This is a genomic window from Vibrio wakamikoensis (genome assembly GCF_050337275.1).
GTDB lineage: Bacteria > Pseudomonadota > Gammaproteobacteria > Enterobacterales > Vibrionaceae > Vibrio > Vibrio chaetopteri.
In genome coordinates this window covers 22749-46046 of record NZ_JAKJST010000037.1, presented here as the reverse complement: position 1 = coordinate 46046, position 23298 = coordinate 22749, and the positions used below count along the sequence as shown (strand labels likewise).

The window sequence follows — 23298 nt, the reverse complement described above, 5'->3', positions numbered from 1 at the left end:
AGAGTAAGGAGAGCGTGTGGCAAATTGTGAATTGACCGATGCAATACTCAACAATGTTGTGACTGCAACATTGATGCTCAACGAAGGGCTGACGGTTCAATATGCCAACCCTGCTGCCGAACAACTTTTTGCTCAAAGCGCCAAACGCTTGGTTGGCTGCCATTTATCGCAGTTTATCCAGCATGCATCACTCGATCTCGCGCTGCTGACCCAGCCGCTACAGAGCGGCCAAAGTATCACCGACAGCGACGTAACCTTTGTGGTCGATGGCAAACCTCTACTACTTGAAGTGACGGTCAGTCCGCTCTCTTGGAACAAGGAGCTGATGCTATTAGTAGAGATGCGCAAAATTGGCCAGCAAAAGAGACTGTCCCAAGAGCTCAACCAACATGCTCAGCAGCAAGCAGCAAAACTTCTGGTTCGTGGCCTTGCCCATGAAATTAAGAACCCGCTAGGTGGTTTACGTGGCGCCGCTCAGCTGCTGTCAAAGATGTTGCCCGATCCTTCTCTCAACGAATATACCAACATTATTATTGAGCAAGCTGACCGACTAAGAGCTCTTGTCGATCGGCTACTCGGCCCACAAAAACCTGGCACCAAAAAACAAGAAAACCTCCATCTGATTTTGGAGAAGGTACGCCAGTTGGTGGAGCTAGAGGCCGGTACAAGTCTTGCTATCGAGCGCGACTACGATCCTAGCCTGCCGCCGATATTAATGGATACGGATCAAATCGAGCAGGCGCTACTCAATATCACCAGCAATGCTGCGCAAATTCTCAGCCGCCAGGAGAATGGCAAGATCACCATGCGTACCCGCACCGTGCATCAAGCCAATATTCACGGCCAGCGCCACAAGCTCGCGGCTCGCATAGAAATTATCGACAATGGGCCAGGCATTCCTGCCGACCTTCAAGACACACTGTTTTACCCAATGGTCAGTGGCCGAGAAGGCGGTACCGGACTTGGCTTGTCCATTTCACAAAACTTGATCGACCAACACAATGGAAAAATAGACGTAGAAAGTTGGCCCGGTCGTACCATTTTTACAATTTATCTGCCCATTTAAAGCCCTAAGAGGCTATTGGATGGCTTGCTGTAAGGAAGTTTGGCTATGAGTAAAGGATATGTATGGGTCGTCGATGACGACAGCTCGATACGATGGGTAATGGACAAAACCCTATCGTCGGCAAACATCAAGTGTGAAACCTTCGCTGATGCAGAAAGCGTGCTAATGGCATTGGAGCGCGAAACGCCAGATGTGTTGGTGTCCGACATTCGCATGCCTGGCATCGATGGCATTGAGCTGCTCAATCGCGTTCAGCAGAGCGCACCAGAGCTGCCAGTTATCATCATGACTGCGCATTCCGACTTAGACGCAGCGGTCAACGCTTATCAAAAAGGGGCGTTTGAGTACCTACCGAAACCGTTCGATATCGACGAAACCCTCACCTTAGTCGAGCGTGCTATCACCCATAGTCAGGAGCAAAAAAGCGCCCTATCCAGTGAAGAGACCATAGCCGCTGAAGCGCCAGAAATCATCGGTGAAGCACCAGCGATGCAAGAAGTGTTTCGCGCCATCGGCAGACTGTCACGCTCTTCCATCTCGGTGCTCATCAACGGTGAATCTGGCACAGGTAAGGAGCTCGTCGCTCATGCGCTGCATCGCCATAGTCCTCGCTCAAGTAAGCCGTTTATCGCCCTGAACATGGCGGCAATTCCAAAAGACCTCATTGAGTCAGAGCTGTTCGGCCATGAGAAAGGCGCATTTACTGGCGCCAACAGTGTTAGACAAGGCCGCTTCGAACAAGCCAATGGCGGTACCCTGTTTCTCGATGAAATTGGCGACATGCCACTCGACATTCAAACTCGCTTACTGCGCGTACTGGCCGACGGTCAGTTCTATCGTGTTGGTGGGCACTCTGCGGTCAAAGTGGACGTGCGTATCGTCGCCGCTACGCACCAAAACCTCGAAAAACTGGTTAACGAAGGAGAGTTTCGTGAAGACTTGTTCCATCGTCTAAATGTTATTCGCATCCATATCCCTTCTCTAAGAGAACGTAAACAAGATATTGAAAAGCTCACGCTGCACTTCCTATCATTAGCTGCGGAAGAGCTGGGCGTAGAAACCAAGTCACTCAACGCCGATACGGTCGAGATCCTCAATCAACTTGATTGGCCTGGTAACGTACGTCAGCTAGAAAACACCTGTCGCTGGCTAACAGTGATGGCAAGCGGTAGTGAAATACTGCCCAATGACTTGCCACCAGAGCTACTTGATGAACCCAAACGTATAACCGAAATGAGCGGCGGTGATTGGCAGCAACTGCTTTCGTCATGGGCACAACAAGCTTTAGCATCGGGAGAAACTGAGATCCTCAATCGCGCTCAACCTGATTTTGAACGCATTTTGCTTGAGGCCGCACTCTCGCATACCAATGGCCACAAACAAGATGCCGCCAAAGTGCTCGGCTGGGGTCGAAACACCCTAACCCGCAAGCTTAAAGAGCTTTATTAGAAAACCTGAGGCAGACAATGGGCATTTTGGGAAAATAACGACATCAACCACGTTAGTGTGCTGATTATCAACAAAATAGACGATTACTTGCCTTAATGTCCTAAACTTCCCATTGAGTTAGCCGATAAAATAACAAAGCGCGATACCTAATATCGCGCGCTACTCGAATTATGTTTTATCGGTTAAGTATCTTATCTCTATGCCTGGTTTGTTTACGCTCTCTCTTAAAAAAGCACTCATTGCGCCTTTTATTGTGGTGTTCTTGTGCTCCGTTGGCACTATTTTGTGGCTACAGAAGCAGCGTTACGATGATTTGGCGCTAGATGTGAGTGAAAAGCAGCTATCGAGTTTAACTACCAATGTGGTACAGAGCTTAGATATCTACTTAGATAAACCTATGACCGCGGTAAAAGCGCTCGCTCATGCCATTGAGTATCACAAACTCTACACGACGAACGACGCGGCGAAGCTTGAGGATTATCTACGTTCCAGTTTCGCGACTCTCAATATCCAGTCACCACAAATCGATCTAATGGGATTTGGCGGCGAGCAGGGAGAGTTCTTGGCCATGAGAGCGGCAGAACGATCAGCAGAGAAGGTCAAATTCTCGCTAATGGTAAAAGATTCCGGCACCAATGGCGATCTGCTGATCTACGCCGATGACCACAGAGGCTCAGATATCCTTGGCAACATTGCTGCCTACGACCCACGTCAACGCCCCTGGTATTTACCAATCCGCCAGCAGCATCAAGCTGCATGGTCTGAGGTTTACACCAACGCCGATGCTGCTCAAGAGGTCACCATTTCTGCCCTCGCCCCTGTGTTTCAATCGGATGCTCGACAGCGCTCCTTAGTCGGCGTCGCTGCTGTCGATGTGCAGATCGATACCTTCCGACAGTTTTTAGCAGGTTTGAATGTTACCCACCAAGCCAAAGTCTATGTGATGGATGCCGAACAAGCGCTGATCGCGCAAAGCGATTCGACAACGATCCTTGATGACTTAGGCCAGCGCCGTTTGCTGACAAACAGCAAGGATCCAATGGTGCAGCGCATTAGCCAGGCTATTGAATCGCTGGCCAGTAAACAGTCTGTGCTACTGACTCATCAAGATGAGCAGACTCAATACATCATGGTCAGTCACTACCAAACCAACACTCAAATCAACTGGTATGTGGTTGTCGTCATCTCAGCCGCCGATCTGATGGGTGATATCCCCGTCGTCAGCCAGCAAACGCTTTGGGTTAGCCTGTTGCTTGGACTCTCTGGTATGGGACTAGGCATCTTTGTTCTCAACCGTCTCACTGTCCCATTATCGGAAACGGCAAAAGCGGCGAAACAGATCGCCAATGGCTCTTGGGATTACCCGCTACCTAAACGCAACCAGATCACGGAAATTTCACAGCTGCTGCAAAGCTTCTCGGCAATGCGCTCGCACCTTCAAGCCTCATTTCATGCGCTCAGAGAGCAACTTGTCCGAGACAACCTGACTAAGCTCTACAGCCGCCAAGGGTTTATAGAAACCTGCGATTCACTTAAAGTGCAACAAAACGGCTGCGGTGCCATGCTGCTGATTGGTATCAACCAGTTTCGTGACATCAATGACAGCTTGGGTCACCACTCTGGTGATGTACTGCTAACCATTGTCGCTGAGCGCCTTAAAGCTTGGGTACTCACAGAAAGTGGCGTGTTAGGACGTGTCGGTGGTGACGAATTTGCCATCTATCTGCCCAATCTTAGCTCGCAAGAAAAGCTCTGTTATCAACATCGTCTAAAGCAGATTTTCGCAGCGCCGTTTGTTGTCGCTGGGGAGCCACTTAGTCTCAATATCTCCATCGGTGTCGCTCACGACTGTGATAATGCCGATATGTGCTTGAGAAATGCTGGAATTGCCTTGAGTCATGCCAAAACCGATAACAATCGGATCAGCGTCTACACGCCAGTAATGGCAGAGCAGTCTAAGAACAAGACTCGTATGTTGACTTATTTAAGACACGCACTCGACCATGACCTGTTTGAAGTTTACTTCCAGCCTTTGGTCGATATCCGTACTGACGCTCCTTTTGGCGCTGAAGCGCTTTTAAGGCTGCGTGACCAAGATGGAAAGTTCATCTCACCATTGAGTTTTATTCCGCTGGCGGAGAGCTCTGGCCTTATCAAAGCCATCGGTCAGCATATGGCAGCAGATGCTATGCAGACCGTCAATCGCGCCATTGAACAAGGCACGCTACCACCGCAATTTCAACTGCACATCAATGTCTCTGTCATCGAGCTCTCTGACCATGAGTATATTGGCCAACTGCAGCGTTTACTTGAGCAAACAAGGTTTCCAGCGGCACAATTAACGGTAGAAATCACCGAATCACAGCTCGCCGATAACGACCCTGTTATCCTTGCCAATATGACGAAAATCAAAGCGCTTGGCGTGAGTATTGCGATTGATGACTTCGGCACCGGTTACTCATCGCTGGCCTACCTGCACAAGTTACCGTTTGATAGCATTAAGATCGATAAGGCGTTCGTCGATAGATTGACGCGTGACAATGCCGATGACAGCGTCGTCGCAGCAATCAGCAAACTGTCACGAAGCTTTGGTTTTAGTTTGGTGGCAGAAGGCGTTGAAACACAAGTGCAAGCGGAGCTTATCCGTATGTTGGGTTGTCATCATGCGCAGGGGTTCTTATTCAGTCCACCGCTCCCACTTGAACAGTGGCCTTCCCTTCACTGGCAGCAAGAGCCCAACTTAGAGCCAACAACATAACAGGCACAAAAAAGTCCGCTATCGAGCGGACTTTTTACTGTCGGTATGAGCGGTTAAATCACTCGCGAGAACTGCTGCTGACGCGCGCGTTGACGTAAGTACTTATCAAAGCTCATGCAGATGTTACGAATCAACAAACGACCACGGAGCGTCACATCAATCGTGCGCTCAGAGACACTCACCAACTCATCGTCAATGAAAGTCTGCAGCAGTGACATATCTTCTGCAAAATACTGATTAAAGTCGACAGAGAAGGTGTTCTCGATGAACTTTTTGTCTAGGCTAAAGTTGCAGATAAGCTGTTTAATCACTTCACGGCGGATCAAGTCATCTTTATCCAATACAACCCCTTTCCACAAGGCATGACGCAATTCGTTAACCTGAGCGTAGTACTTCTTCAGCTCTTTTTGATTTTGTGCGTAGCTATCACCAATCATAGAGATCGCCGACACACCAAAGCCGACCAAATCACAGTCACCCTGTGTGGTGTAGCCTTGGAAGTTACGATGCAATTCACCCGCACGCTGAGCGACCGCCAGCTCATCTTCTGGAAGCGCGAAGTGATCCATACCGATAAACTGGTAGCCAGCACCAGTAAGCGTCGCGATGGTATCTTGCAAGATAGCCATCTTTTCTTCTGCTTGCGGTAAGTCTTCGTCTTTGATTTTACGCTGCGCGGCAAACAAGTTAGGCATATGAGCGTAGTTAAACACCGACAAGCGGCCAGGACGCATGGTCAGCACTTGCTCAAGAGTCTTAGCGAAACGCGCTTGAGTTTGCTTTGGCAAGCCGTAGATCAAATCGAGGTTGGTTGAACGAAAACCAAGCTCCTTAGCGCGCTTAGCCATCGCAAAGATAAACTCTTCGTCCTGCTCACGGTTAACTAAGGTTTGAACTTCTTTATTAAAGTCCTGCACACCGATGCTCAAGCGGTTAAAGCCTTCTTCGCGAAGATGGTCGAGCATATCCAGCTCGATTTCACGTGGGTCGACTTCAATACTGATTTCTGCACCCTGCTCAAAGAAGAACTCACCACGCAGTATCGCCATCAAACGACTGATTTGACTCTTAGACAAAAACGTCGGCGTACCGCCACCAAAATGCAGTTGCGTGACTTTACGCTCTTGAAGCAAGGTCGCACGCTGACGAATTTCGTGCTCCAGCACATCTAAGTACTCATCCGCCTTATGAGCGTGACGAGTGATGACTTTATTGCAGCCACAGTAGTAACAAAGCTTGTGACAAAATGGGATATGTACGTACAGAGACAGTGGACGCTCTGGGTATTGGCTGCATGCCATATCGAAATCAGAAATGGTATACGCTTCATGAAACTCAACCGCTGTCGGATAGGAGGTGTAACGTGGTCCCGAATAGTTGTACTTATCGAGAATCGCTTGATCCCATACGATTTGCTGTTGAGTGTCGGATTGATTTTGAGACATGGTCATACTTCCAATAAACACGGTGCTGTCACCCTGCGCCTTCGAACCCAACGTTGAGCCAGTGACGCTTTAGATAAGGCGCTATTTTGCCACACTAGTAAACAACATAGCGACTGTGGGCGTTTCAATCGCTATGGTTTATGGCGAGCAATCGCCAAATTTGCTAGGGCGATCACTCGCCCTTCGCTAGGTAAACGCCCCTAACCCACCAGCTTAATATCAATTTGATCGTTAAGCGGCTTTACAGTGCGTTGCAGCAGTTTCATCTCTTCAATGATACTGTCATTGAGGCGTGCTTCAGCTTTTTGCCTAGATAAATTATCACGCATACGCTGCTGTTTTTCCATTGCTTGCCTCGCTTCACCGCGGGGCATGTCTTTGACGACATGATAAAGCTCAGCGGTCGCAGGAAAGTCCTTATCGAAGTCGACACGCTCTTCACCTTGAACGTAGTCCATGATGTTATAGAGGCGAATCGCCGCTTCGGATAAATCGCACTGACCTTGGATCGTAGCTAAGCAAATGGTATCAACACTTTCAAAAATGTTGGCATTACGCTTTTTAATCGCCAGATCACGATGCTGCTGTTGCAACTCCTTTTGCTTTTTAAGTTGCAGTAGCAAATACCCAGCATAACCTGCCAAACCCACAATAATGAGCGTGCCAACAATGGCTAACAGAGTAACGGTATTCATCTACTTTACCTCTCGCTATCCTTTGAACTGATCCATATCGACATCTTCGAACTGAGACAGAAGCTCGTCATCGCTGCTCGCTTTCTTGTTTGGTGCAGACACTGGCTCTTCGAACATTTCTTCTTCGTCGTACTCAGGTTCCATCAGACCCAGTTGGTTCATCAGCCTCTCAATGCGATCCAGCTTCTCATCAACATATTTCTGTAGGCCTGCACCTAGGTTCTCACCACTTTCGATGCGATCCAGCAACACGTTCAGTTGTGCATCATTCTCTAGCATCTCTAGCTCTTGCTCAGCAGAAAGACGACGCTCAACTTTAGTTGGTTTCTTGTTCGGCTCAACAATCAGTGGGATCTTTTTCTTGCTACCAAGACGCGGATCCAGTTTGGCAGAACCTGTGCCCTGCTTCACTTCTTGACCTTCAGAGTGGCGACTGCCCGACTTCTGACCCTTACGCTTTTTCAAACGCTTACGAAGACGACCGTCTACGTCCGCTTGTGAACGGTTACGCGTAACCGCAACTACCGGCTCAGGGTTAGAACCCGGTTTTCTTGATTTTTTCTTACGACTCATTACGTAAGCTTCCTCAGTAAAATGACATCATTACCAATGAATTCTATGTCTAGCCCGTCTCGCTCTGCGAGGTACAAGAACGTGGCTCGACTAAAGAAAACAACATGTGTCTGGTCATTTTTGTAGTGCCATTTATCAAATGCGTCTACATCTATGACCAGTTTTGTCATTAAGCCTAACCATCCTCCAGGCTTAATGAGCGATAACCATTGTTGCCAAACCTGGTTTGGCTCATACAAGTGCTCGATCACCTCTGTCGCGGTAACCACATCGTAACTAGTATCGAGTACAGATTTATCCGGATAATAGTACAGATCGTACAGTGCCATGTCATGGCCTTGCTCTGTGAGCATCAGTGACAGAGTTGGACCAGGACCACATCCAAAGTCTAGTCCTTTTGAACCGGGTGCAATTCGCTGCAAAATTGGATCTGCCAATCGAGACAAAAAGCGACGGTATCCTTGGTCTTGGGGATCGTTATTATGGAGGTCATAGTGCGCCTTTTCACTCACCGCATCGAGACGCTGTTCTCTTGGCACAAACACCAGTTCACAACGCGTGCACTGCAAGTAATCACGCTTTTTGTCACTATGATAATGGTGGACGGATTGTCCCGAACACAGTGGGCAAGCTTCCACAATTCCTCTCCTTCGCGATACCCTGATCAATACAAGGGTGCGAAACATACCAGAAAGTGAGCACTGTGGGGAGTAGAGATGGGTATTTTTTCTACAATTTAGTCAATTTAATCGTGGAAAATCGGCGGACGACCAAGGATGACCGCACCGCCACGAGACATTACATCCAATCTGTGTTGCGAATAATGCCCACTGCAATACCTTCAATCGCAAGATGTTGTGCAGTCAGATCCACTTCAATCGGCGAAAACTCTTCATTTTCAGCATGCAGCAACACGGTTGCCCCTTTGCGCTCTAAACGCTTCACGGTTACGTCTTCATCTACGCGCGCTACAACGACTTGTCCATCACGAACGTCTTGCGTTTTGTGCACCGCGAGTAAATCGCCATCCATGATGCCGATGTCTTTCATACTCTCGCCGTTAACGCGAAGTAAAAAGTCAGCTTGAGGCTTAAACATGCCTGGGTCGACTTGATAGTGCGCTTCAACGTGCTCTTGAGCCAAAATCGGCTCACCCGCTGCAACTTGACCAATAAGAGGCAAACCTGGATCTTCGTTCGCTGGTTCTTGCTCAAGCAAAATCCGGATCCCGCGCGAGGCGCCAGGGATAATTTCGATCGCTTTTTTACGAGCGAGGGCTTTTAGGTGTTCTTCGGCCGCATTCGCTGAACGGAACCCAAGTTCCTTGGCGATTTCGGCGCGCGTAGGTGGCATACCTACATCGTCTATTTTGGTTTTGATTAGATCAAAAACCTGCTGTTGTCGGGGCGTTAGCGGCTTCATACATCACCTGTCTGTTTATACAGTTAACTGTGAGTATATCCAGTAATTAGCTAATTGCAACGATAATTGGTTGTTTTTTTAGCAAGTTGGCACCATAACTAATCACAGTGGTGTGGTGATTCTTAAATCAACGGCTAGGTGCTTTTTTTAATAAAAGGTAAGACCAGTTTCTGGTATGCTTGGCGCGCGTTAAATTTAATGTCTAGGATTTATCTGTAACATGGTAATACCATGCTTACCCCTCGGCATTGTTTCTTTGAACAAATTGAGGCTGTGAACCTTTATGTCTTCAGGACAATCACTGTTCCGTTCCTTTATAAAACTGCCCATGTCGGTGCTAGTAAAAGGGACGGCGATTCCATCTAACCCCATCGAAGACCACAACATCGATATCTCGAAGCCTGTGGTATATGCACTGCCCTTCAGCTCTAACGTTGATCTGCTCACTCTACAAAAGCAAGCCATTGCTGTAGGGCTGCCAGACCCACTTGAGCCGATCGTGCTTAATGGCGAAGAACGTAATCGCTTTGTGTTCATTGCATCAAGGCCAACCTTGATTAACAGCGACCAACATGTCCCAAGTGAGTCTATTGCTCTGTTCTCAGACTTACTCAAAGAGCACGAGAAAGACCCAACGCTCGACGTGCAAGTGATCCCAACCACCGTACTGTGGGGGCGCAAGCCAGGCAAAGAAGAGACGCCAAAACCTTATTTGCAGCCAATGAACGGCCTACAGAAAACTCAGGCCGTGTTGGCCTCAGGACGCGACTGTATGGTGCGCTTTAGCCCAGTGGTCTCGCTGCGCTATATGGCTGACTCACACGGTACAGATGAGTCCATTGCCCATAAACTGGCACGTGTGGCTCGTATCCACTTCTCTCGCCAGAAATTAGCGGCATCAGGTCCCAACCTGCCTAACCGCCAAGTGTTATTCCACCGCCTGTTGAACTCGCAAGTGATTGAGCAAGCCATTAAAGATCATGCGCAGAGCAACAACGTTCCAGAAGAGAAAGCGCGCAAAGAAGCGCAGCAAATCATGGATGAGATCGCCGCGGACTTCTCCTACAAACTGGTGAAGAGTGGTGACCATGTCCTCACTTGGCTTTGGAATAAGCTCTATCAAGGCATCAACGTCAGCAATGCCTCGACAGTACGTCGTCTAGCGCAAGACGGCCACGAAATTGTCTACGTGCCTTGCCACCGCAGCCATATGGATTACCTGCTACTGTCTTACGTGCTATACAACGAAGGCATGGTGCCACCACATATCGCTGCGGGTATTAACCTGAACTTCTTCCCTGCGGGTCCGATTTTCCGCCGTGGTGGTGCGTTCTTTATTCGTCGTAGCTTCAAAGGCAACAAACTGTACTCAACAATTTTCCGTGAGTATCTCGCTGAGCTATTCGCCAAAGGCTACTCGGTCGAGTACTTTAGCGAAGGTGGTCGCTCACGTACTGGTCGCTTACTGCAAGCTAAGACGGGCATGCTGGCGATGACCATCCAAGCCACGCTACGCGGACTTAACCGCCCTGTGACGTTAGTACCGGTTTATATTGGCTATGAACACGTAATGGAAGTGAGCACGTACGCAAAAGAGCTGCGCGGTAAGCGAAAAGAAAAAGAGAACGCCGGTCAGATACTGAAAACGTTACGTAAATTGCGTAACTTCGGTCAAGGCTACGTGAACTTTGGTGAGCCGATCCAAATCAACCAATATTTAAACGAAGCGGCGCCGAACTGGACGCAAGATATCGACCCTATGGGCACCAGCAAGCCTCAATGGCTGGTTCCTGCAGTAAACGACCTTGCGACTAAAATGATGACCAACATCAACGACGCGGCGGCAGCTAACGCCCTCACACTCTGTGCTACAGCGCTGTTGGCCTCACGTCAACGTGCCTTATCTCGTGATAGCTTGGTTAATCAAATTGATTGTTACCTATCGCTGCTAAAACAGGTGCCTTACTCTAAGACATGTACGCTACCCAACGCCTCTGCGGAAGAGTTGGTTGCACACGCTGAGTCACTGGATAAGTTTGTGATTGAGTCCGATACCTTGGGCGACATTATCTCGCTCGATCGTCACCAGTCGATCTTGATGACCTACTATCGCAACAACATCATTCACTTGTTTGCATTGCCGTCACTCATCGCGCAGATGCTGATTCGTCAGCACAAGCTATCGCTTGAGCAAATCCAGTACAATGTTCGCAAACTGTACCCGTTCCTAAAAAAAGAGCTGTTCTTAAGTATTGAAGAGAGCGAACTGGAATCGGTGGTCGATAGCATTGTCAATGAACTGACCAGGCAAGAGCTGGTGATCGTAGAGCAAGGTGTGGTGTCGATGAACCAATCGAACACTCAAACGCTGATGCTACTCGGTCGCACCATTTCAGAAACCTTGCAGCGCTATGCGATTTCTTTGAATCTTCTAGCCAGCTACCCTGAACTTGGTAAGAGCGATCTTGAACAGAAAAGCCAAGACATCGCTCAGCGTCTCGGTCGTCTACACAGCATTAACGCACCAGAGTTCTTTGATAAAGGCGTGTTTGCTGCGCTGTTCAGCACCCTAAAAGAGCAAGGCTACCTAGACATTGATGGCAACTGCGACATCGCCGCCACCGAAAATCTAGCAAGCCTGCTGTACGGTCTGCTTTATCCAGAAGTGCGCCTCACTATTCAAGAGAGCGTACATCAAAGCGAACCTTTACTAGAGGAAACGAGCGACGAGCCAGAAGGTGCCTAACAAGCTAAACCCTAATTAAAAAGGGCGCGTTCATTGCGATGAACGCGCCCTTTTGTTATCTGTATTTTCTACTTTTGAATCATTGAAGCCACTGTTTATTGAAGCAAGAAGGCGCTCAGTAGGCCAACCGTCACCGCCATACCTACATAGTTGTTATTGAGGAAGGCTTGGAAGCAAAGTGGGCGCTCCCGATGACGAATAAGCCACTGCTGATACACAAACAGCGCACTCACTGCCAAAAGGCTCCAATAGAAGCTCGCGCCCAACTGGTAGCTATAGCCGAGTCCCATCAACATCAATAACGTTGTAAGCTGCAACACACCTATTATCAGCTTGTCGCGTTTACCAAACAAAATCGCTGTCGACTTGATGCCTATTTTTAGATCATCTTCTCTATCCACCATCGCGTATTGGGTGTCATAGGCGATCGTCCACAGCGCGTTGATAACGAACAAGAACCACACCACCGGGGGCAGAGCGTTAGCCTGCGCCGCAAAAGCCATAGGGATAGACCAGCTAAACGCCAAACCTAAAAACAGTTGTGGCAAATGGGTATAGCGCTTCATAAACGGGTAAATAAACGCGAGCGCGACACCCACAAACGACAGTTGTATCGTCAGCGTGTTCATAGTCAGCACTAATACAAAAGAGGCCAATGCCAAAAACAGAAACAGACCCAAAGCTTCTTTTGATGAAACCATGCCAGAAGGCAATGGTCTGCCTTTGGTGCGCTCAACATGGCCATCGACCTTTCGATCCGCAAAGTCATTGATCACACAACCCGCGCTGCGCATCATGACCACCCCAAGAGTAAACACCACCAGTACTAACAAATCCGGCATGCCTTCGGCGGCAATCACCAGTGCCCACAATGTTGGCCACAACAGCAGCAGCGAGCCTATCGGCTTATTCATGCGCATTAATTGCCAGTAGGCTTTCGCCTTAGTTGAGGTCATAGCTGAGGTCATTGACCACTCTCCTGTTGGTAAATTGGCGCCTTGGGCAGAAACAGCTCAGCAACCAAAATAGGGTGTCCCTTCACCCACAATCTTGAGCGACGAGCAAACAGCTCGCCATTTGACGTCGCAATTCTTGCTACTTGCAGCGCATCACGCTTAGTGTCTGCGCTAGAAAACACCGTGACCCCAATTGGCACAGTGCCTTGCTGGGAAATGTCATATTGGCTGCGATCCATCGACTCTAGTGACATGAGAGTCCGGCCGATGACCCAAGGGGTATCATCACCACAGAGCACCACTTCGCGTAGCCAGCATGCCTCATGGTCAAGGAGCTCGACTTCATCTTGCAACATGTCCTGTGATGGGCTGGCCTCACTGCGTACTATCTCGACAGAAAAATGGTCACAATGCGTAGCCAATTTGTGAGAAAGCGATCCCTGCTCCGTCAGCCATTGCAACGCATGGTGATTGAGAGAGGGAAACTCGTCGGGGGATTGCCATTGAGCTTGGCGTAATATTTTCAGATAGTCGACAGCGGAATCATTCATTTTTGCTATTCAATAACACGCGCTAAGCGCGTACAATCATTGTTCATCTCGATGGCGTATTGTACCATCGTTAGAGCACGTTCACTCCAACGATATTACGTCATTGTAACAAAATTAGACTCATGGAATATCGGCTAAATCGAGTTTGAAAGAGAGAAATATGCGTAAACGTTACCTGACCCAGTTTTTCCTCATCATGGGCTTGACTGCAGCGATGCCTGCACTGGCATCCCAAGAGTCAGCGCCTAGCCTCGCCTATTTCACCCTAGAACCAGAACTGACCACCAACTTTTACACCAAAGGTAAGCGCCTAGGCTATGTTCAAGTGCGTATCGATGTCATGGTGGCCGATGTCAATGACTTAGCAGTGATAGAACATCACCAGCCACTGATTCGCGACGCGGTAGTCGAACTGTTTGGCAAACAAAATGCCGATGTGATTAAGTCGTTGGCAGGAAGAGAAGAAATTCGCCAAGCGCTAGTGAGCAATCTCAACAACCTACTACTGGCAGAAACGGGCAAAGCAGTCATTGCCGACCTGCTTTTCACCAAATACCTCTATCAATAAACGCTCAGCGCGATGTGCTGAGCGTGTAATTTGATGCTTCATTTATCGTTTGAGGCGTCGGCTATCAATCAGTCCAAGCAACACGCCCGCTGCCAGTCCTGACAGATGCGCCATATTGGCGATCGCCATAAATGGCTGCACAAAACCGAGCACCAGCCATACCAACATAAAGCCGACGATAGGTTTTTGGATCTCGAGTCCAAGGTCTGGGCGTTTAATGGTTAGCATCCATAAATAGCCGACTAACGCATACACCACACCCGACAAGCCACCAAAGTTGGCGCCCTCAACCCAATATTGACCTGTGCCGGAGACGGCCGCCGACAACAAAAAGATTTCTAACAACTTCTTCGTACCAAGACGCTGCTCGATATCACCGCCAAGCTGCCACCACCACAACAGGTTGAAGATGATGTGCATCGCCGAGAAGTGCAGCAGCGCATGACTGAACCAGCGCCAGATTTGCCATTGCTGACCATCAAACGCAGGGAAATGCAGCGCTGCAAAAATCGCATTGCCTAGTCCAAGCTGTTGCAGGATAAAGATAACCGAGCAGATCACCATGATGGTCAGTGTCACCACGCCTGCTTTGGCTTTAATCATCGACATAAAGCTGGGTGTTTGATAGCGAAATGAGTTGTGTCTCGTTTCGGCCATGTCCCATGATGACGCTTGATACTTAGCGTCAAATGGATTGTCGAGAAATTGCTTGAGCTCTACTTCGGCTTCAAGCTGGTCTTCACTGTTCATCAACCACAAGGCAAATTGACCCTCACCCTCAGGCATCATCTGCACATCTATGCGCCTTGACGCCATATAGTCAATAAACGCCTGCCCCATTCTCGGGTTCTGAAGGGTGATAAGTCTAACCATGTTTATCCTCGTTAACTGTGACTTTCTGTCGGCAGTGCGGCGCGGTGCCAGGCTTCAAAGCCGCCATCCACGCTATATACCTGCTCAAAGCCTTGGTTCAGCAAATACTGAGCAGCACCTTGGCTGCTAATACCGTGATAGCACATCACTAACACGGGTGCATCAAACTCAACTTGCTGCATGAAATCGACGATGCTGTCATTGGTGAGATGGTAAGCACTGGTTGCGTGTGCAACCGAGAAACTTTGGATATCACGAATGTCCACCAGCCTCGCGTCTTCGTGGTCTTGTAGTAACTGATGTGCCGCTTGCACATCGATATGTTGAAACTGCTCCATAGAGTCTAATCCTTTACTTTCATCACACATGGCGCCACATCAAAGTTAAGCGTATTCCATGCGTTTTTTTCATAATTTTATTAGCTTCGATAATAGCACTATTCAGTGCTAACAAAGTACCGACACCTTTTAGGGTTATCCACCCCAGTCTATATTTTCGCCAGCTGTGAGTAACCCTGTGGATTGCGTTGATAAAGTGGTTTTGGATCTTTTGATCCACTATATCTGGGTATGATCTTGATCTAACTGTGGGTAAGGCAAAAGGTATCCCCAAGGCCAAAAGCCTCGAAACGCCCCATTTGTCGCTGCTTTCTGACAGTTGGCAAATAATTTTGTCACAGACTTATCCACAGGCAGTGACAACAAAATCCGGATCGATGATCGGCAAGGGAAACGACTGTCGATCACCATTGCGATCAACATCATGTGCTTGGTCTGATTTTGAGTACGATAGGTGGTAGAGAGGTGATCAAACGCGAACCATCAAAAAGGCCGAAGTCTTTCGACTTCGGCCTTTCAAATTTGAACTGCGCGTTATGCTTCGTTGTGATTAGAACTCAACGGTTATTAAAACTCACCGACTGCGGCTTTGAGCTTTTTCATCGCATTCTTTTCTAGCTGACGAATACGTTCAGCAGACACACCGTAGTTATCGGCTAAGTCTTGTAGCGTCGACTTGTTGTCATCTAACCAACGAGAGCGAACGATATGTTGGCTACGCTCATCCAGTGTCGCCAGTGCATGACCAAGACGGTTATTAGTGTGCGCTTCCCAGTTTTGAGCTTCGTAGTCTTCAGCAAGATCTGAGCTTTTGTCTTCTAGGTACAGCGCTGGCGCCGTATATGTGGTACCCGCTTCATCGTCATCGCTTGGCATTTCAAACGCTGGGTCTTGCGCGGCTAAACGTGATTCCATCTCGCGAACTTCAGCTGGTTCTACACCCAGCTCTTTTGCGACCGTTTCCACTTCACCGTTATTAAACCAACCAAGACGCTTCTTGGACTTACGTAGGTTGAAGAACAATTTGCGCTGCGCTTTTGTGGTCGCAATCTTAACAATACGCCAGTTACGCAACACGTACTCATGGATTTCAGCTTTGATCCAATGTACTGCAAACGACACCAGTCTTACCCCAACTTCTGGGTTAAAGCGTTTTACCGCCTTCATCAGACCAATGTTGCCCTCTTGCACCAGATCCGCCATAGGCAGGCCGTAACCTGAATAGCCACGAGCGACGTGAACAACAAAGCGAAGGTGTGACAAGATGAGCCCTTTCGCCGCATCAATCTCACCGTCGTAATGCAATCTTTCTGCTAGTTCACGCTCCTCATCAGCGGTCAGCATTGGGTAGCTGTTCACTGAGCGGATGTAGCTGTCTAAGCTATCTTGTGTTACTAAAGCCATTGGATACGCTTGGTTTGCCATTCACTTCCTCATCTATCTCGAGTAGGGTTAACACCTTCTTAACCTGTCAATACTGAACCTAATCGGTGACAGTTTCAAGAAGGGGTTAGTAATTATGCATAATCAATGAGTCTAAACAAGTGTATTTACCGATTAAATTTCACTCATTAATAGGTGAACACCCTGTTAATGAGACACAAATCTCACTATCTTGTTGAATCCCGTTATGATTATGACGCTAGCCCCTATCACGCTTTGTTACCGATTATTTGGATTGCAGTTCTCTAAACCGGTTCAATTTCTTTTAAATGACGCTTGGCAGAAATTCTTGCCGCCCCAGTACCGAGGAACAGGCCGAGCATCAAGATAAGCAGCGTCTCATCCCAACTAAGTCCAAGCAGGCGAAAATCACTGTCATACATCATCGCCAATTCAGTCACTGTGCTGTTGATGATCACCGTTAGCAAAGCAGTCAGTAGCCAAGCCACAAGCGCACCGATGAGGCCGAACCACATACCTGAATACAGATAAGGCCTTAAGATAAAGGCATCGGTGGCACCAATGAGTTTCATGGTCTGGATGGCCTCTTTATTGGCTAGCACATTAAAGCGCAGCGTGTTGCCAACGATCAGGAATACCGACACTAACATCAGCACCGACAAGCTCACCACCAGCGTCGAGGCTAAATTCTTGATCGCATCGAAGCGGCCTAGCCAATCTTCATCGCGACGCACATCGGTGATGTCACCTCGCGTGCGCAGTTTCGAGACCAACTCCCGGTCAGTCTTTACGCTGGTATCACTAGGAATGATCACTAGTACGCCAGGCAAGGCATAACCATCGAGTAGGCTTAACGCCTGGTCAAGGCCAGAATGCTCGCTCAAATCAGCTAAGCCTTGTTGCGGCGTAATGTATTCCACCTTGCTGACCGTATCCCAGCTTTCGATGTCATCTTTGAGTACTAGAACTCTGGCATCGGCGACACCGACATCAATGAACGCAGTAATTTGCGACTGATTGGCTACATTGGAGGTCACGGCGGCGACGTTTTTACCCAGCAAGTACAAACAAGCCGGCATGGTCAACGCCATGGAAATCACTGCCAGAGTCAAAATATTACCGAGCGGACGCTGCCACATTTCGATAAGCGAGTTTTTCGCTTGGCGCCAATGCACAGCAAAAAAGCCATCAGATTTCAGGCGGTGTTTCACCTGTTTTTGTTTACGCTTAAACGCCATCACTCACCTCACTCAAAAAGCCTTGGTTCAGCTCAAGGTAGCGGTACTGTGGGCGCGAGCGCACCAAATTAATGTCGTGAGTTGCTAGTAGTATCGAGACGCCGGCACGGTTGAACTCTTCAAACAGCTTCAACACCTTGTTCGACAGCTCTGGGTCGAGGTTACCGGTAGGCTCATCGGCAAGTAGCATGGTAGGTCGATTGACCACCGCACGAGCAATACCGACACGCTGCTGTTCGCCACCAGAGAGCTGGCTTGGCAAACACTTCATTTTGTCGAGTAGACCCGTTTTATCCAATGCTGCCGACACTCGGCGCTTGATTTCATTTTCTGAAATAGACTCAATGCGCATCGGCAAAGCGACGTTGTCAAACACGGTGCGATCCATCAGTAATCGGTGATCTTGAAACACGATGCCGATATTGCGACGTAAGAAAGGAATGTCCTTTGCTGGCAGTCGACTAATGTCATAATCGTTAAACAGTATGCGACCGTCAGTTGGTCGCTCGATGGCGCAGATAAGTTTTAATAGGGTACTCTTACCTGCACCCGAGTGGCCGCCCAAAAACGCCATTTCACCGCGTTTTAGGTGGAAGTCGACTTTTTGCAGTGCTTGTCGTCCCCCACGGTAGGCTTTACTCACTTGTTCAAATTTGATCACCGAATCATTCCTCTGATCTGGACATCCTAGGTCAGAAAAGGGATGCCATGCATCCCCTTCTATTATTTATATCGACTAGTCTTCTCGACTAAACAGTGCGTCGATAAAATCTTGCGTCTCAAATGGCCTTAAGTCATCAATCCCTTCACCCACACCAATATAGCGGATTGGGATCTGGAATTGGTCAGCGAGGGCAAAGATCACCCCGCCTTTTGCCGTACCATCAAGTTTGGTGAGCGTTATACCGGTAAGCGGCGCGACATCACTAAACAGCTTCGCTTGGCTAATGGCGTTTTGGCCAGTGCCCGCATCCAGCGTCAGCATGATCTCGTGCGGCGCCGAGTCATCAATCTTCTTCATCACACGCACGATCTTGCGCAGCTCTTCCATAAGGTTAGCTTTGTTTTGCAAACGGCCGGCGGTATCGGCGATGACTACGTCCGCGCCGCGTGCTTTCGCCGCTTCAATCGCATCGTAGATAACAGAGGCACTATCCGCACCCGTATGCTGAGCAATCACAGGAACGTCGTTGCGTTCACCCCATACCTGAAGCTGCTCAACGGCTGCCGCTCGGAAGGTATCACCCGCCGCCAGCATGACTTTCTTGCCTTCAGCCTGAAACTGCTTCGCCAGTTTACCGATAGTGGTGGTTTTACCGACACCATTGACGCCCACCATAAGGATCACGAATGGCGTTTTGGTCGTATCCACTTGCAGCGGCTTTTCAACCTGGACTAGGATCTCCGCCATCTCTTCTTTAAGAAGGCCGTATAACGCTTCACCATCTTTTAAATCGGCACGAGACGCTTTTTCTGTAAGATTATCAATAATTTTTACCGTGGTGTTCATGCCCACGTCAGCAATTAAGAGCTGCTCTTCAAGCTCTTCAAACAGCTCATCGTCAATTTCTTTGCCTTTAAATAAACCAAAGAAACCTGCACCGATGTTAGCTTTAGTGCGGCTTAAGCTGCGCTTTAGACGCGCGAAAAAGCTTTCTGTTGGCTTCTCTTGCTCTTGAACTCGCGCAGCGACAGGCTCTTCTACTTCTACTTCTGCTTCTACTTCTGCTTCTGCTTCTGCTTCTGCTTCTGCTTCTGCTTCTGCTTCTGCTTCTGCTTCTGCTTTTTCAGTATCTTGAGTTTCATCCTCAGCAACCACGTCTTGGTCTACTGAATCTAGAGCTGCTTGCTCTTCTTGCGGTTCTAGCGCCTCTTCAACACTGGCTTCAACCTTGTCGGTTTGCGGCTGATGATCATCACCTGATTCTGCTGATGGCTGCTCTGATTCGGTCTGTGCCGACGTGTCTTGCTGTTTTTGCTCAGTTTGCTCTTCGTCGCCAAAACCGAGCCAAGAGAGGAGTCCGCGTTTTTTCTTTTCTGTCATCTGAAACTATCCTGAATACTGTCTTTTCAAATGTCTTAAATTCGTCGTTGCCAAGACGCGTCTATTTCACGTCTGGCGCTGCAAAAATAATTGTGACAAAGCAGTGAAAACTTTTCTCAGAGATTGGTACACTTCGTCACTTATCAATTTAAGCTCTTTAATGAGCCCGTTATAGTATCACTTTATTGGCGGTCAAAAAATCTATGGTTAGACGTCGCAAGCAAACTCCATCACAAAAACCATCTAGCCAGATGGGCAGTGTTCGCATCATCAGCGGACTTTGGCGTGGTCGCAAGCTCCCTGTGCACGATGCAGAAGGACTCAGACCCACCACCGATCGCGTCAAAGAGACGGTGTTTAACTGGCTAGCTCAAGATGTTCCGCACGCCAAAGTGCTCGATCTGTTCGCAGGTTCCGGCGGTCTAGGTTTTGAAGCCGCGTCGAGACAAGCCGAACAAGTCACTATGATCGAGCTTAATGACAAAGCCTACAAGCAAATTGTCAGTAATATCGCACTGGTCAAAGCAGACAACATCAAAGCTCATCACGGTGATGCACTGAGTTTCTTGTCTCAAGCTGGGCAACCACAGGATTTGGTGTTTATCGATCCTCCTTTTCGCAAAGGGTTGCTACCGGATGTCATAGAACGCCTAGAGAGCAATGGCTGGCTGGCTAACAATGCGTTAATCTATATTGAAACGGAAAAAGAACTGCAGCTTGACGCTATCCCAGAGCACTGGGATCTCCTAAAAGAAAAAACAGCGGGTCAGGTTAGCTACCGATTATTTGAGAGGGAATCACAATGAAAGCGCTATTAATGCTGGCAAAAATCGCCTTTGGATTTGTTTGGTTTGTGTTGATCTTAAACATCTTCCACCCATTTCCAGGTAAGGGCGCGATCGCGCTGTACATCATGACCGCATTCCTATTTATGATGCACGGCATTCAAATGGCGATTTTCATTGGTGCCTTCGGCGATAAACTCAAACTCGGCACTTGGGAGAAATACTCAATTCTGGCGTTTGGTATTTTCGCACTGCTGGATATCCGCCAAAAGCACATGATGGGACCGGCGCCAGAGCAAGATGACGAGAGCCAAGAGCAAAAGTAGTCTCGATCTCGAACAAGTAATAGAAAAAGAGCCGCGAATGCGGCTCTTTTTTGTTATTTATGTCTCGAGATTAACCCATGTAGCTTTTCAGCCCGTTTAGGAACATTTGGGTGGAAATCATCACCAGCATCAAGCCCATCAAGCGCTCGACCGCTTTCAAGCCCCTTTCTCCCAGCAGTTTGTGGAAGAAGTTATAGAACATCAAAATAAAGAACGTTGCGCCCCAAGCAATTAACACCGCAGCAGACAGCTCAACCAAACTGTCTGGATTTTGCGTTGAGAGCAGCAAAACGGACGCAATCACTGATGGCCCCGCAATCATAGGGATCGCCATAGGGACAATGAATGGCTCTTCACCTGCGGCTAACCCCGTCACACTGCCCGCCTGTGGGAAAATCATCCTAATCGCAATGATAAATAAGATAATACCGCCCGAAATACTCAGCGTTTCTGGCTCAACGTGTAAGAAGCTAAGTATGCCTTTGCCTGCAAAAAGGAACAGAAGCAGAATGAGCAAAGCAAAACACAACTCGCGCACCAGTATCTTGCGACGACGCTCAGGATCGACGTGTTTGAGTATTGAAAGTATGATGGGAAGGTTGCCGAGCGGATCCATGATGAGGAATAACATGGTCGCCGCTGAAAGAATATCCATGGATTACAGCCTGCTAACGAAATTTTCTGGGAGTATAGCAGGCTATTTATCGTTTAGTGAGAACAGACGCGCTCAATGTTTAGGCTCCACAGTCCATCATTCTCAATCACTTTTTGCTTTTCGACAAAAAAAGCCAGTAAAGAGTCAAGGTCAAAACCATCGCGACTGCAAGTGCGAAAAGTGGCATTGGCGCCAAACTGCTCAATAACGGTTTGCTCAAGTTGCGTTCGGCTCATCGGCTGCTCGCGCAACAGATTAAGAACTTTATGAGCGTGGATGTCAGATGCTGTCATGATGAATACCTTACTAAATGTTCAGGTCGCCATGCTAGCCCAGTCTATTGCCAATCTCGATGATCTATCGCAAAGGCGCAGACATAAACCAATAATCGGTTACTGCGCCGCGAAAGACAAAGCAGAAGCGACCAGCAAACTTTGCGCTGCATAGTAGCTACCAGATACCGCATAACGGGCTCGCCTAGACTGAAAGTGATATTGGTCGAGTGCCAAAAGTAGTGCAGATAACATCAATACCAGCGCCCCGCAAAAGCCCAAGGTAGATGATGAAGTACCGGCGATCAGCCACACCTCTCCTGCAGCACAAAGCAAGTGCACTAAAGATAGTCCCATGAATGCCACTGGCATTAAAAACGAGTCCAAACGCGGTAAAAGTAATAGAAATGTCACTATGGCAATACACAGCAGTAGTGCAGGCAACCAGAGCACAAACTGACTGTTCACGACTCCCCACATCGCCCAGCTATAAACCAGCTGAGCGAGGATAAAGCCAACAAAGCTCAATTTAGTATGCTGTTGCCACTGTGCTATCGCGTCGCTCACCGCGAACACTCCAAGCCCAAGCAACATCCACATTTGATAGGACTGCAAATGGTCAGTGGCCAATATCATTGTGGCCAACAGTGCATGCGTCAGCAAACTGAACAGCACCATTCTGACCTTGTCCCCTTTTTCATCCGCAAAAATATACAGCAAGCCCGAAAGCGCGACTGCCAGCCAACTCCACATACACATACCCAGTTCTTATTATCGCTCCCAGTGTATGAAGCTCACTTATCCTGTCCAGTGGTAAGGGGTAAAAGTTGGACTTGTCTTAAACTAAACCATTCTCGTTTTGACATTGGCAAATTTCACGCCTTTATAGGCCTTGTTACTGACAAAAGCATGAACTTAAAAAGCAAACGTTTACTTAACTATTAGCCAATAGAGCTTCTATTTCTTCTGCTCTACTGGAGCATGGCAACATATTCCTTTCATATCCGCTTCCCAAAAGACCAGTAAGCCACTGTTTTAAAAAAGTATTAATTTAAAACGAACCAACACGAAGAAACGTTAACTTTCTAATAACCTAACAAAAATATCGGTTTTCTATCACTGAGCAAGAAAACC

Annotated in this window: 23 protein-coding genes; 7 read left to right on the top strand and 16 right to left on the bottom strand. The window is 48.3% G+C overall.

Annotated features, from left to right (window positions below; translation table 11 throughout):
* Positions 1-16: 16 nt before the first annotated feature.
* The 3 genes from glnL (at position 17) to L4C42_RS20465 (ending at position 5273) form a co-directional block, all read left to right on the top strand.
* On the top strand, positions 17-1066 hold the full coding sequence (gene glnL / locus L4C42_RS20475) for a nitrogen regulation protein NR(II) (protein WP_353497577.1): 1050 nt from the start codon (positions 17-19) through the stop codon (positions 1064-1066).
* A gap of 45 nt (positions 1067-1111) precedes the next feature.
* Complete coding sequence (gene glnG, locus L4C42_RS20470; protein ID WP_353497576.1) at positions 1112-2515, top strand: nitrogen regulation protein NR(I); 1404 nt, start codon at positions 1112-1114, stop codon at positions 2513-2515.
* A 199-nt stretch (positions 2516-2714) separates the two neighbouring features.
* The gene (locus L4C42_RS20465) at positions 2715-5273 is read left to right on the top strand and encodes a bifunctional diguanylate cyclase/phosphodiesterase (RefSeq protein ID WP_429761689.1); all 2559 of its coding nucleotides are present in this window, start codon (positions 2715-2717) and stop codon (positions 5271-5273) included.
* 53 nt (positions 5274-5326) lie between these two features.
* Here L4C42_RS20465 and hemN read toward each other — a convergent pair whose 3' ends face one another.
* The 5 genes from hemN to lexA form a co-directional block, all read right to left on the bottom strand.
* Positions 5327-6718 (bottom strand): oxygen-independent coproporphyrinogen III oxidase, encoded by a 1392-nt coding sequence (gene hemN / locus L4C42_RS20460; protein WP_353497574.1) that lies wholly within the window; start codon positions 6716-6718, stop codon positions 5327-5329.
* 200 nt (positions 6719-6918) lie between these two features.
* A complete protein-coding gene (locus tag L4C42_RS20455; protein WP_353497573.1) occupies positions 6919-7413 on the bottom strand; it encodes a DUF2489 domain-containing protein in 495 nt (164 codons plus the stop codon).
* Positions 7414-7428: 15 nt separating this feature from the next.
* The gene (gene yihI, locus L4C42_RS20450; RefSeq protein ID WP_353497572.1) at positions 7429-7986 is read right to left on the bottom strand and encodes a Der GTPase-activating protein YihI; all 558 of its coding nucleotides are present in this window, start codon (positions 7984-7986) and stop codon (positions 7429-7431) included.
* Entirely contained in the window at positions 7986-8624 is a 639-nt protein-coding gene (locus L4C42_RS20445) for a class I SAM-dependent methyltransferase (protein WP_353497571.1), read from the bottom strand. The genes yihI and L4C42_RS20445 overlap by 1 nt, the downstream gene beginning before the upstream one ends.
* A gap of 160 nt (positions 8625-8784) precedes the next feature.
* Positions 8785-9408, bottom strand: coding sequence for a transcriptional repressor LexA (gene lexA, locus L4C42_RS20440; RefSeq protein ID WP_353497570.1), 624 nt, complete (start codon positions 9406-9408; stop codon positions 8785-8787).
* Between the two features lie 283 nt (positions 9409-9691).
* Between lexA and plsB the strand changes: the two genes are divergently transcribed.
* Complete coding sequence (gene plsB / locus L4C42_RS20435) at positions 9692-12154, top strand: glycerol-3-phosphate 1-O-acyltransferase PlsB (protein ID WP_429761688.1); 2463 nt, start codon at positions 9692-9694, stop codon at positions 12152-12154.
* A gap of 95 nt (positions 12155-12249) precedes the next feature.
* Here plsB and ubiA read toward each other — a convergent pair whose 3' ends face one another.
* Together ubiA and L4C42_RS20425 are read right to left on the bottom strand one after the other, a co-directional pair.
* A complete protein-coding gene (gene ubiA / locus L4C42_RS20430; protein WP_353498636.1) occupies positions 12250-13110 on the bottom strand; it encodes a 4-hydroxybenzoate octaprenyltransferase in 861 nt (286 codons plus the stop codon).
* Positions 13111-13118: 8 nt separating this feature from the next.
* Positions 13119-13661, bottom strand: coding sequence for a chorismate lyase (locus L4C42_RS20425; protein WP_353497568.1), 543 nt, complete (start codon positions 13659-13661; stop codon positions 13119-13121).
* Between the two features lie 160 nt (positions 13662-13821).
* Between L4C42_RS20425 and L4C42_RS20420 the strand changes: the two genes are divergently transcribed.
* Positions 13822-14229, top strand: coding sequence for a flagellar basal body-associated protein FliL (locus L4C42_RS20420; RefSeq protein WP_429761687.1), 408 nt, complete (start codon positions 13822-13824; stop codon positions 14227-14229).
* 42 nt (positions 14230-14271) lie between these two features.
* Here the strand turns inward: L4C42_RS20420 and glpG are convergent, their stop codons facing one another.
* From glpG to ftsY, 6 genes are all read right to left on the bottom strand, one after another.
* Positions 14272-15102 carry a rhomboid family intramembrane serine protease GlpG gene (gene glpG, locus L4C42_RS20415; RefSeq protein WP_429761686.1) on the bottom strand — a complete coding sequence of 277 codons (831 nt, stop codon included), beginning with the start codon at positions 15100-15102 and terminating at the stop codon, positions 14272-14274.
* An 11-nt stretch (positions 15103-15113) separates the two neighbouring features.
* Complete coding sequence (gene glpE / locus L4C42_RS20410; protein ID WP_353497565.1) at positions 15114-15440, bottom strand: thiosulfate sulfurtransferase GlpE; 327 nt, start codon at positions 15438-15440, stop codon at positions 15114-15116.
* A 567-nt stretch (positions 15441-16007) separates the two neighbouring features.
* A complete protein-coding gene (rpoH, locus tag L4C42_RS20405; protein WP_353497564.1) occupies positions 16008-16865 on the bottom strand; it encodes an RNA polymerase sigma factor RpoH in 858 nt (285 codons plus the stop codon).
* Positions 16866-17128: 263 nt separating this feature from the next.
* Positions 17129-18082 carry a permease-like cell division protein FtsX gene (gene ftsX / locus L4C42_RS20400; RefSeq protein ID WP_353497563.1) on the bottom strand — a complete coding sequence of 318 codons (954 nt, stop codon included), beginning with the start codon at positions 18080-18082 and terminating at the stop codon, positions 17129-17131.
* Entirely contained in the window at positions 18072-18743 is a 672-nt protein-coding gene (ftsE, locus tag L4C42_RS20395; protein ID WP_042502875.1) for a cell division ATP-binding protein FtsE, read from the bottom strand. The genes ftsX and ftsE overlap by 11 nt, the downstream gene beginning before the upstream one ends.
* A gap of 75 nt (positions 18744-18818) precedes the next feature.
* Positions 18819-20126: a signal recognition particle-docking protein FtsY gene (gene ftsY, locus L4C42_RS20390; RefSeq protein WP_429761685.1), complete on the bottom strand. Its 1308-nt coding sequence runs from the start codon at positions 20124-20126 to the stop codon at positions 18819-18821.
* A gap of 203 nt (positions 20127-20329) precedes the next feature.
* On the opposite strand from ftsY, the gene rsmD reads away from it, so the two are divergent.
* Together rsmD and L4C42_RS20380 are read left to right on the top strand one after the other, a co-directional pair.
* A complete protein-coding gene (rsmD, locus tag L4C42_RS20385) occupies positions 20330-20932 on the top strand; it encodes a 16S rRNA (guanine(966)-N(2))-methyltransferase RsmD (RefSeq protein ID WP_429761684.1) in 603 nt (200 codons plus the stop codon).
* A complete protein-coding gene (locus L4C42_RS20380; RefSeq protein ID WP_353497560.1) occupies positions 20929-21237 on the top strand; it encodes a DUF1145 domain-containing protein in 309 nt (102 codons plus the stop codon). The genes rsmD and L4C42_RS20380 overlap by 4 nt, the downstream gene beginning before the upstream one ends.
* 70 nt (positions 21238-21307) lie before the next feature.
* On the opposite strand, the gene L4C42_RS20375 is transcribed toward L4C42_RS20380, so the two are convergent.
* The 3 genes from L4C42_RS20375 to L4C42_RS20365 all read right to left on the bottom strand — a co-directional run bounded on the left by L4C42_RS20375 (position 21308) and on the right by L4C42_RS20365 (position 22917).
* Entirely contained in the window at positions 21308-21892 is a 585-nt protein-coding gene (locus L4C42_RS20375) for a YhgN family NAAT transporter (protein ID WP_429761683.1), read from the bottom strand.
* Between the two features lie 53 nt (positions 21893-21945).
* Complete coding sequence (locus L4C42_RS20370; RefSeq protein ID WP_042502888.1) at positions 21946-22185, bottom strand: YecH family metal-binding protein; 240 nt, start codon at positions 22183-22185, stop codon at positions 21946-21948.
* 99 nt (positions 22186-22284) lie between these two features.
* On the bottom strand, positions 22285-22917 hold the full coding sequence (locus tag L4C42_RS20365; RefSeq protein WP_429761682.1) for a lysoplasmalogenase family protein: 633 nt from the start codon (positions 22915-22917) through the stop codon (positions 22285-22287).
* Positions 22918-23298: the final 381 nt, after the last annotated feature.

What these genes read in the sequence shown, in the direction of transcription:
- glnG (WP_353497576.1), top strand. Translation starts at nt 1,112, where the DNA reads ATGAGTAAAGGATATGTATGGGTCGTCGATGACGACAGCTCGATACGA.
- L4C42_RS20465 (WP_429761689.1), top strand. Translation starts at nt 2,715, where the DNA reads ATGCCTGGTTTGTTTACGCTCTCTCTTAAAAAAGCACTCATTGCGCCT.
- hemN (WP_353497574.1), bottom strand. Translation starts at nt 6,718, where the DNA reads ATGTCTCAAAATCAATCCGACACTCAACAGCAAATCGTATGGGATCAA.
- L4C42_RS20455 (WP_353497573.1), bottom strand. Translation starts at nt 7,413, where the DNA reads ATGAATACCGTTACTCTGTTAGCCATTGTTGGCACGCTCATTATTGTG.
- yihI (WP_353497572.1), bottom strand. Translation starts at nt 7,986, where the DNA reads ATGAGTCGTAAGAAAAAATCAAGAAAACCGGGTTCTAACCCTGAGCCG.
- lexA (WP_353497570.1), bottom strand. Translation starts at nt 9,408, where the DNA reads ATGAAGCCGCTAACGCCCCGACAACAGCAGGTTTTTGATCTAATCAAA.
- plsB (WP_429761688.1), top strand. Translation starts at nt 9,692, where the DNA reads ATGTCTTCAGGACAATCACTGTTCCGTTCCTTTATAAAACTGCCCATG.
- ubiA (WP_353498636.1), bottom strand. Translation starts at nt 13,110, where the DNA reads ATGACCTCAACTAAGGCGAAAGCCTACTGGCAATTAATGCGCATGAAT.
- L4C42_RS20425 (WP_353497568.1), bottom strand. Translation starts at nt 13,661, where the DNA reads ATGAATGATTCCGCTGTCGACTATCTGAAAATATTACGCCAAGCTCAA.
- L4C42_RS20420 (WP_429761687.1), top strand. Translation starts at nt 13,822, where the DNA reads ATGCGTAAACGTTACCTGACCCAGTTTTTCCTCATCATGGGCTTGACT.
- glpG (WP_429761686.1), bottom strand. Translation starts at nt 15,102, where the DNA reads ATGGTTAGACTTATCACCCTTCAGAACCCGAGAATGGGGCAGGCGTTT.
- glpE (WP_353497565.1), bottom strand. Translation starts at nt 15,440, where the DNA reads ATGGAGCAGTTTCAACATATCGATGTGCAAGCGGCACATCAGTTACTA.
- rpoH (WP_353497564.1), bottom strand. Translation starts at nt 16,865, where the DNA reads ATGGCAAACCAAGCGTATCCAATGGCTTTAGTAACACAAGATAGCTTA.
- ftsX (WP_353497563.1), bottom strand. Translation starts at nt 18,082, where the DNA reads ATGGCGTTTAAGCGTAAACAAAAACAGGTGAAACACCGCCTGAAATCT.
- ftsY (WP_429761685.1), bottom strand. Translation starts at nt 20,126, where the DNA reads ATGACAGAAAAGAAAAAACGCGGACTCCTCTCTTGGCTCGGTTTTGGC.
- rsmD (WP_429761684.1), top strand. Translation starts at nt 20,330, where the DNA reads ATGGTTAGACGTCGCAAGCAAACTCCATCACAAAAACCATCTAGCCAG.
- L4C42_RS20380 (WP_353497560.1), top strand. Translation starts at nt 20,929, where the DNA reads ATGAAAGCGCTATTAATGCTGGCAAAAATCGCCTTTGGATTTGTTTGG.
- L4C42_RS20375 (WP_429761683.1), bottom strand. Translation starts at nt 21,892, where the DNA reads ATGGATATTCTTTCAGCGGCGACCATGTTATTCCTCATCATGGATCCG.
- L4C42_RS20370 (WP_042502888.1), bottom strand. Translation starts at nt 22,185, where the DNA reads ATGACAGCATCTGACATCCACGCTCATAAAGTTCTTAATCTGTTGCGC.
- L4C42_RS20365 (WP_429761682.1), bottom strand. Translation starts at nt 22,917, where the DNA reads ATGTGGAGTTGGCTGGCAGTCGCGCTTTCGGGCTTGCTGTATATTTTT.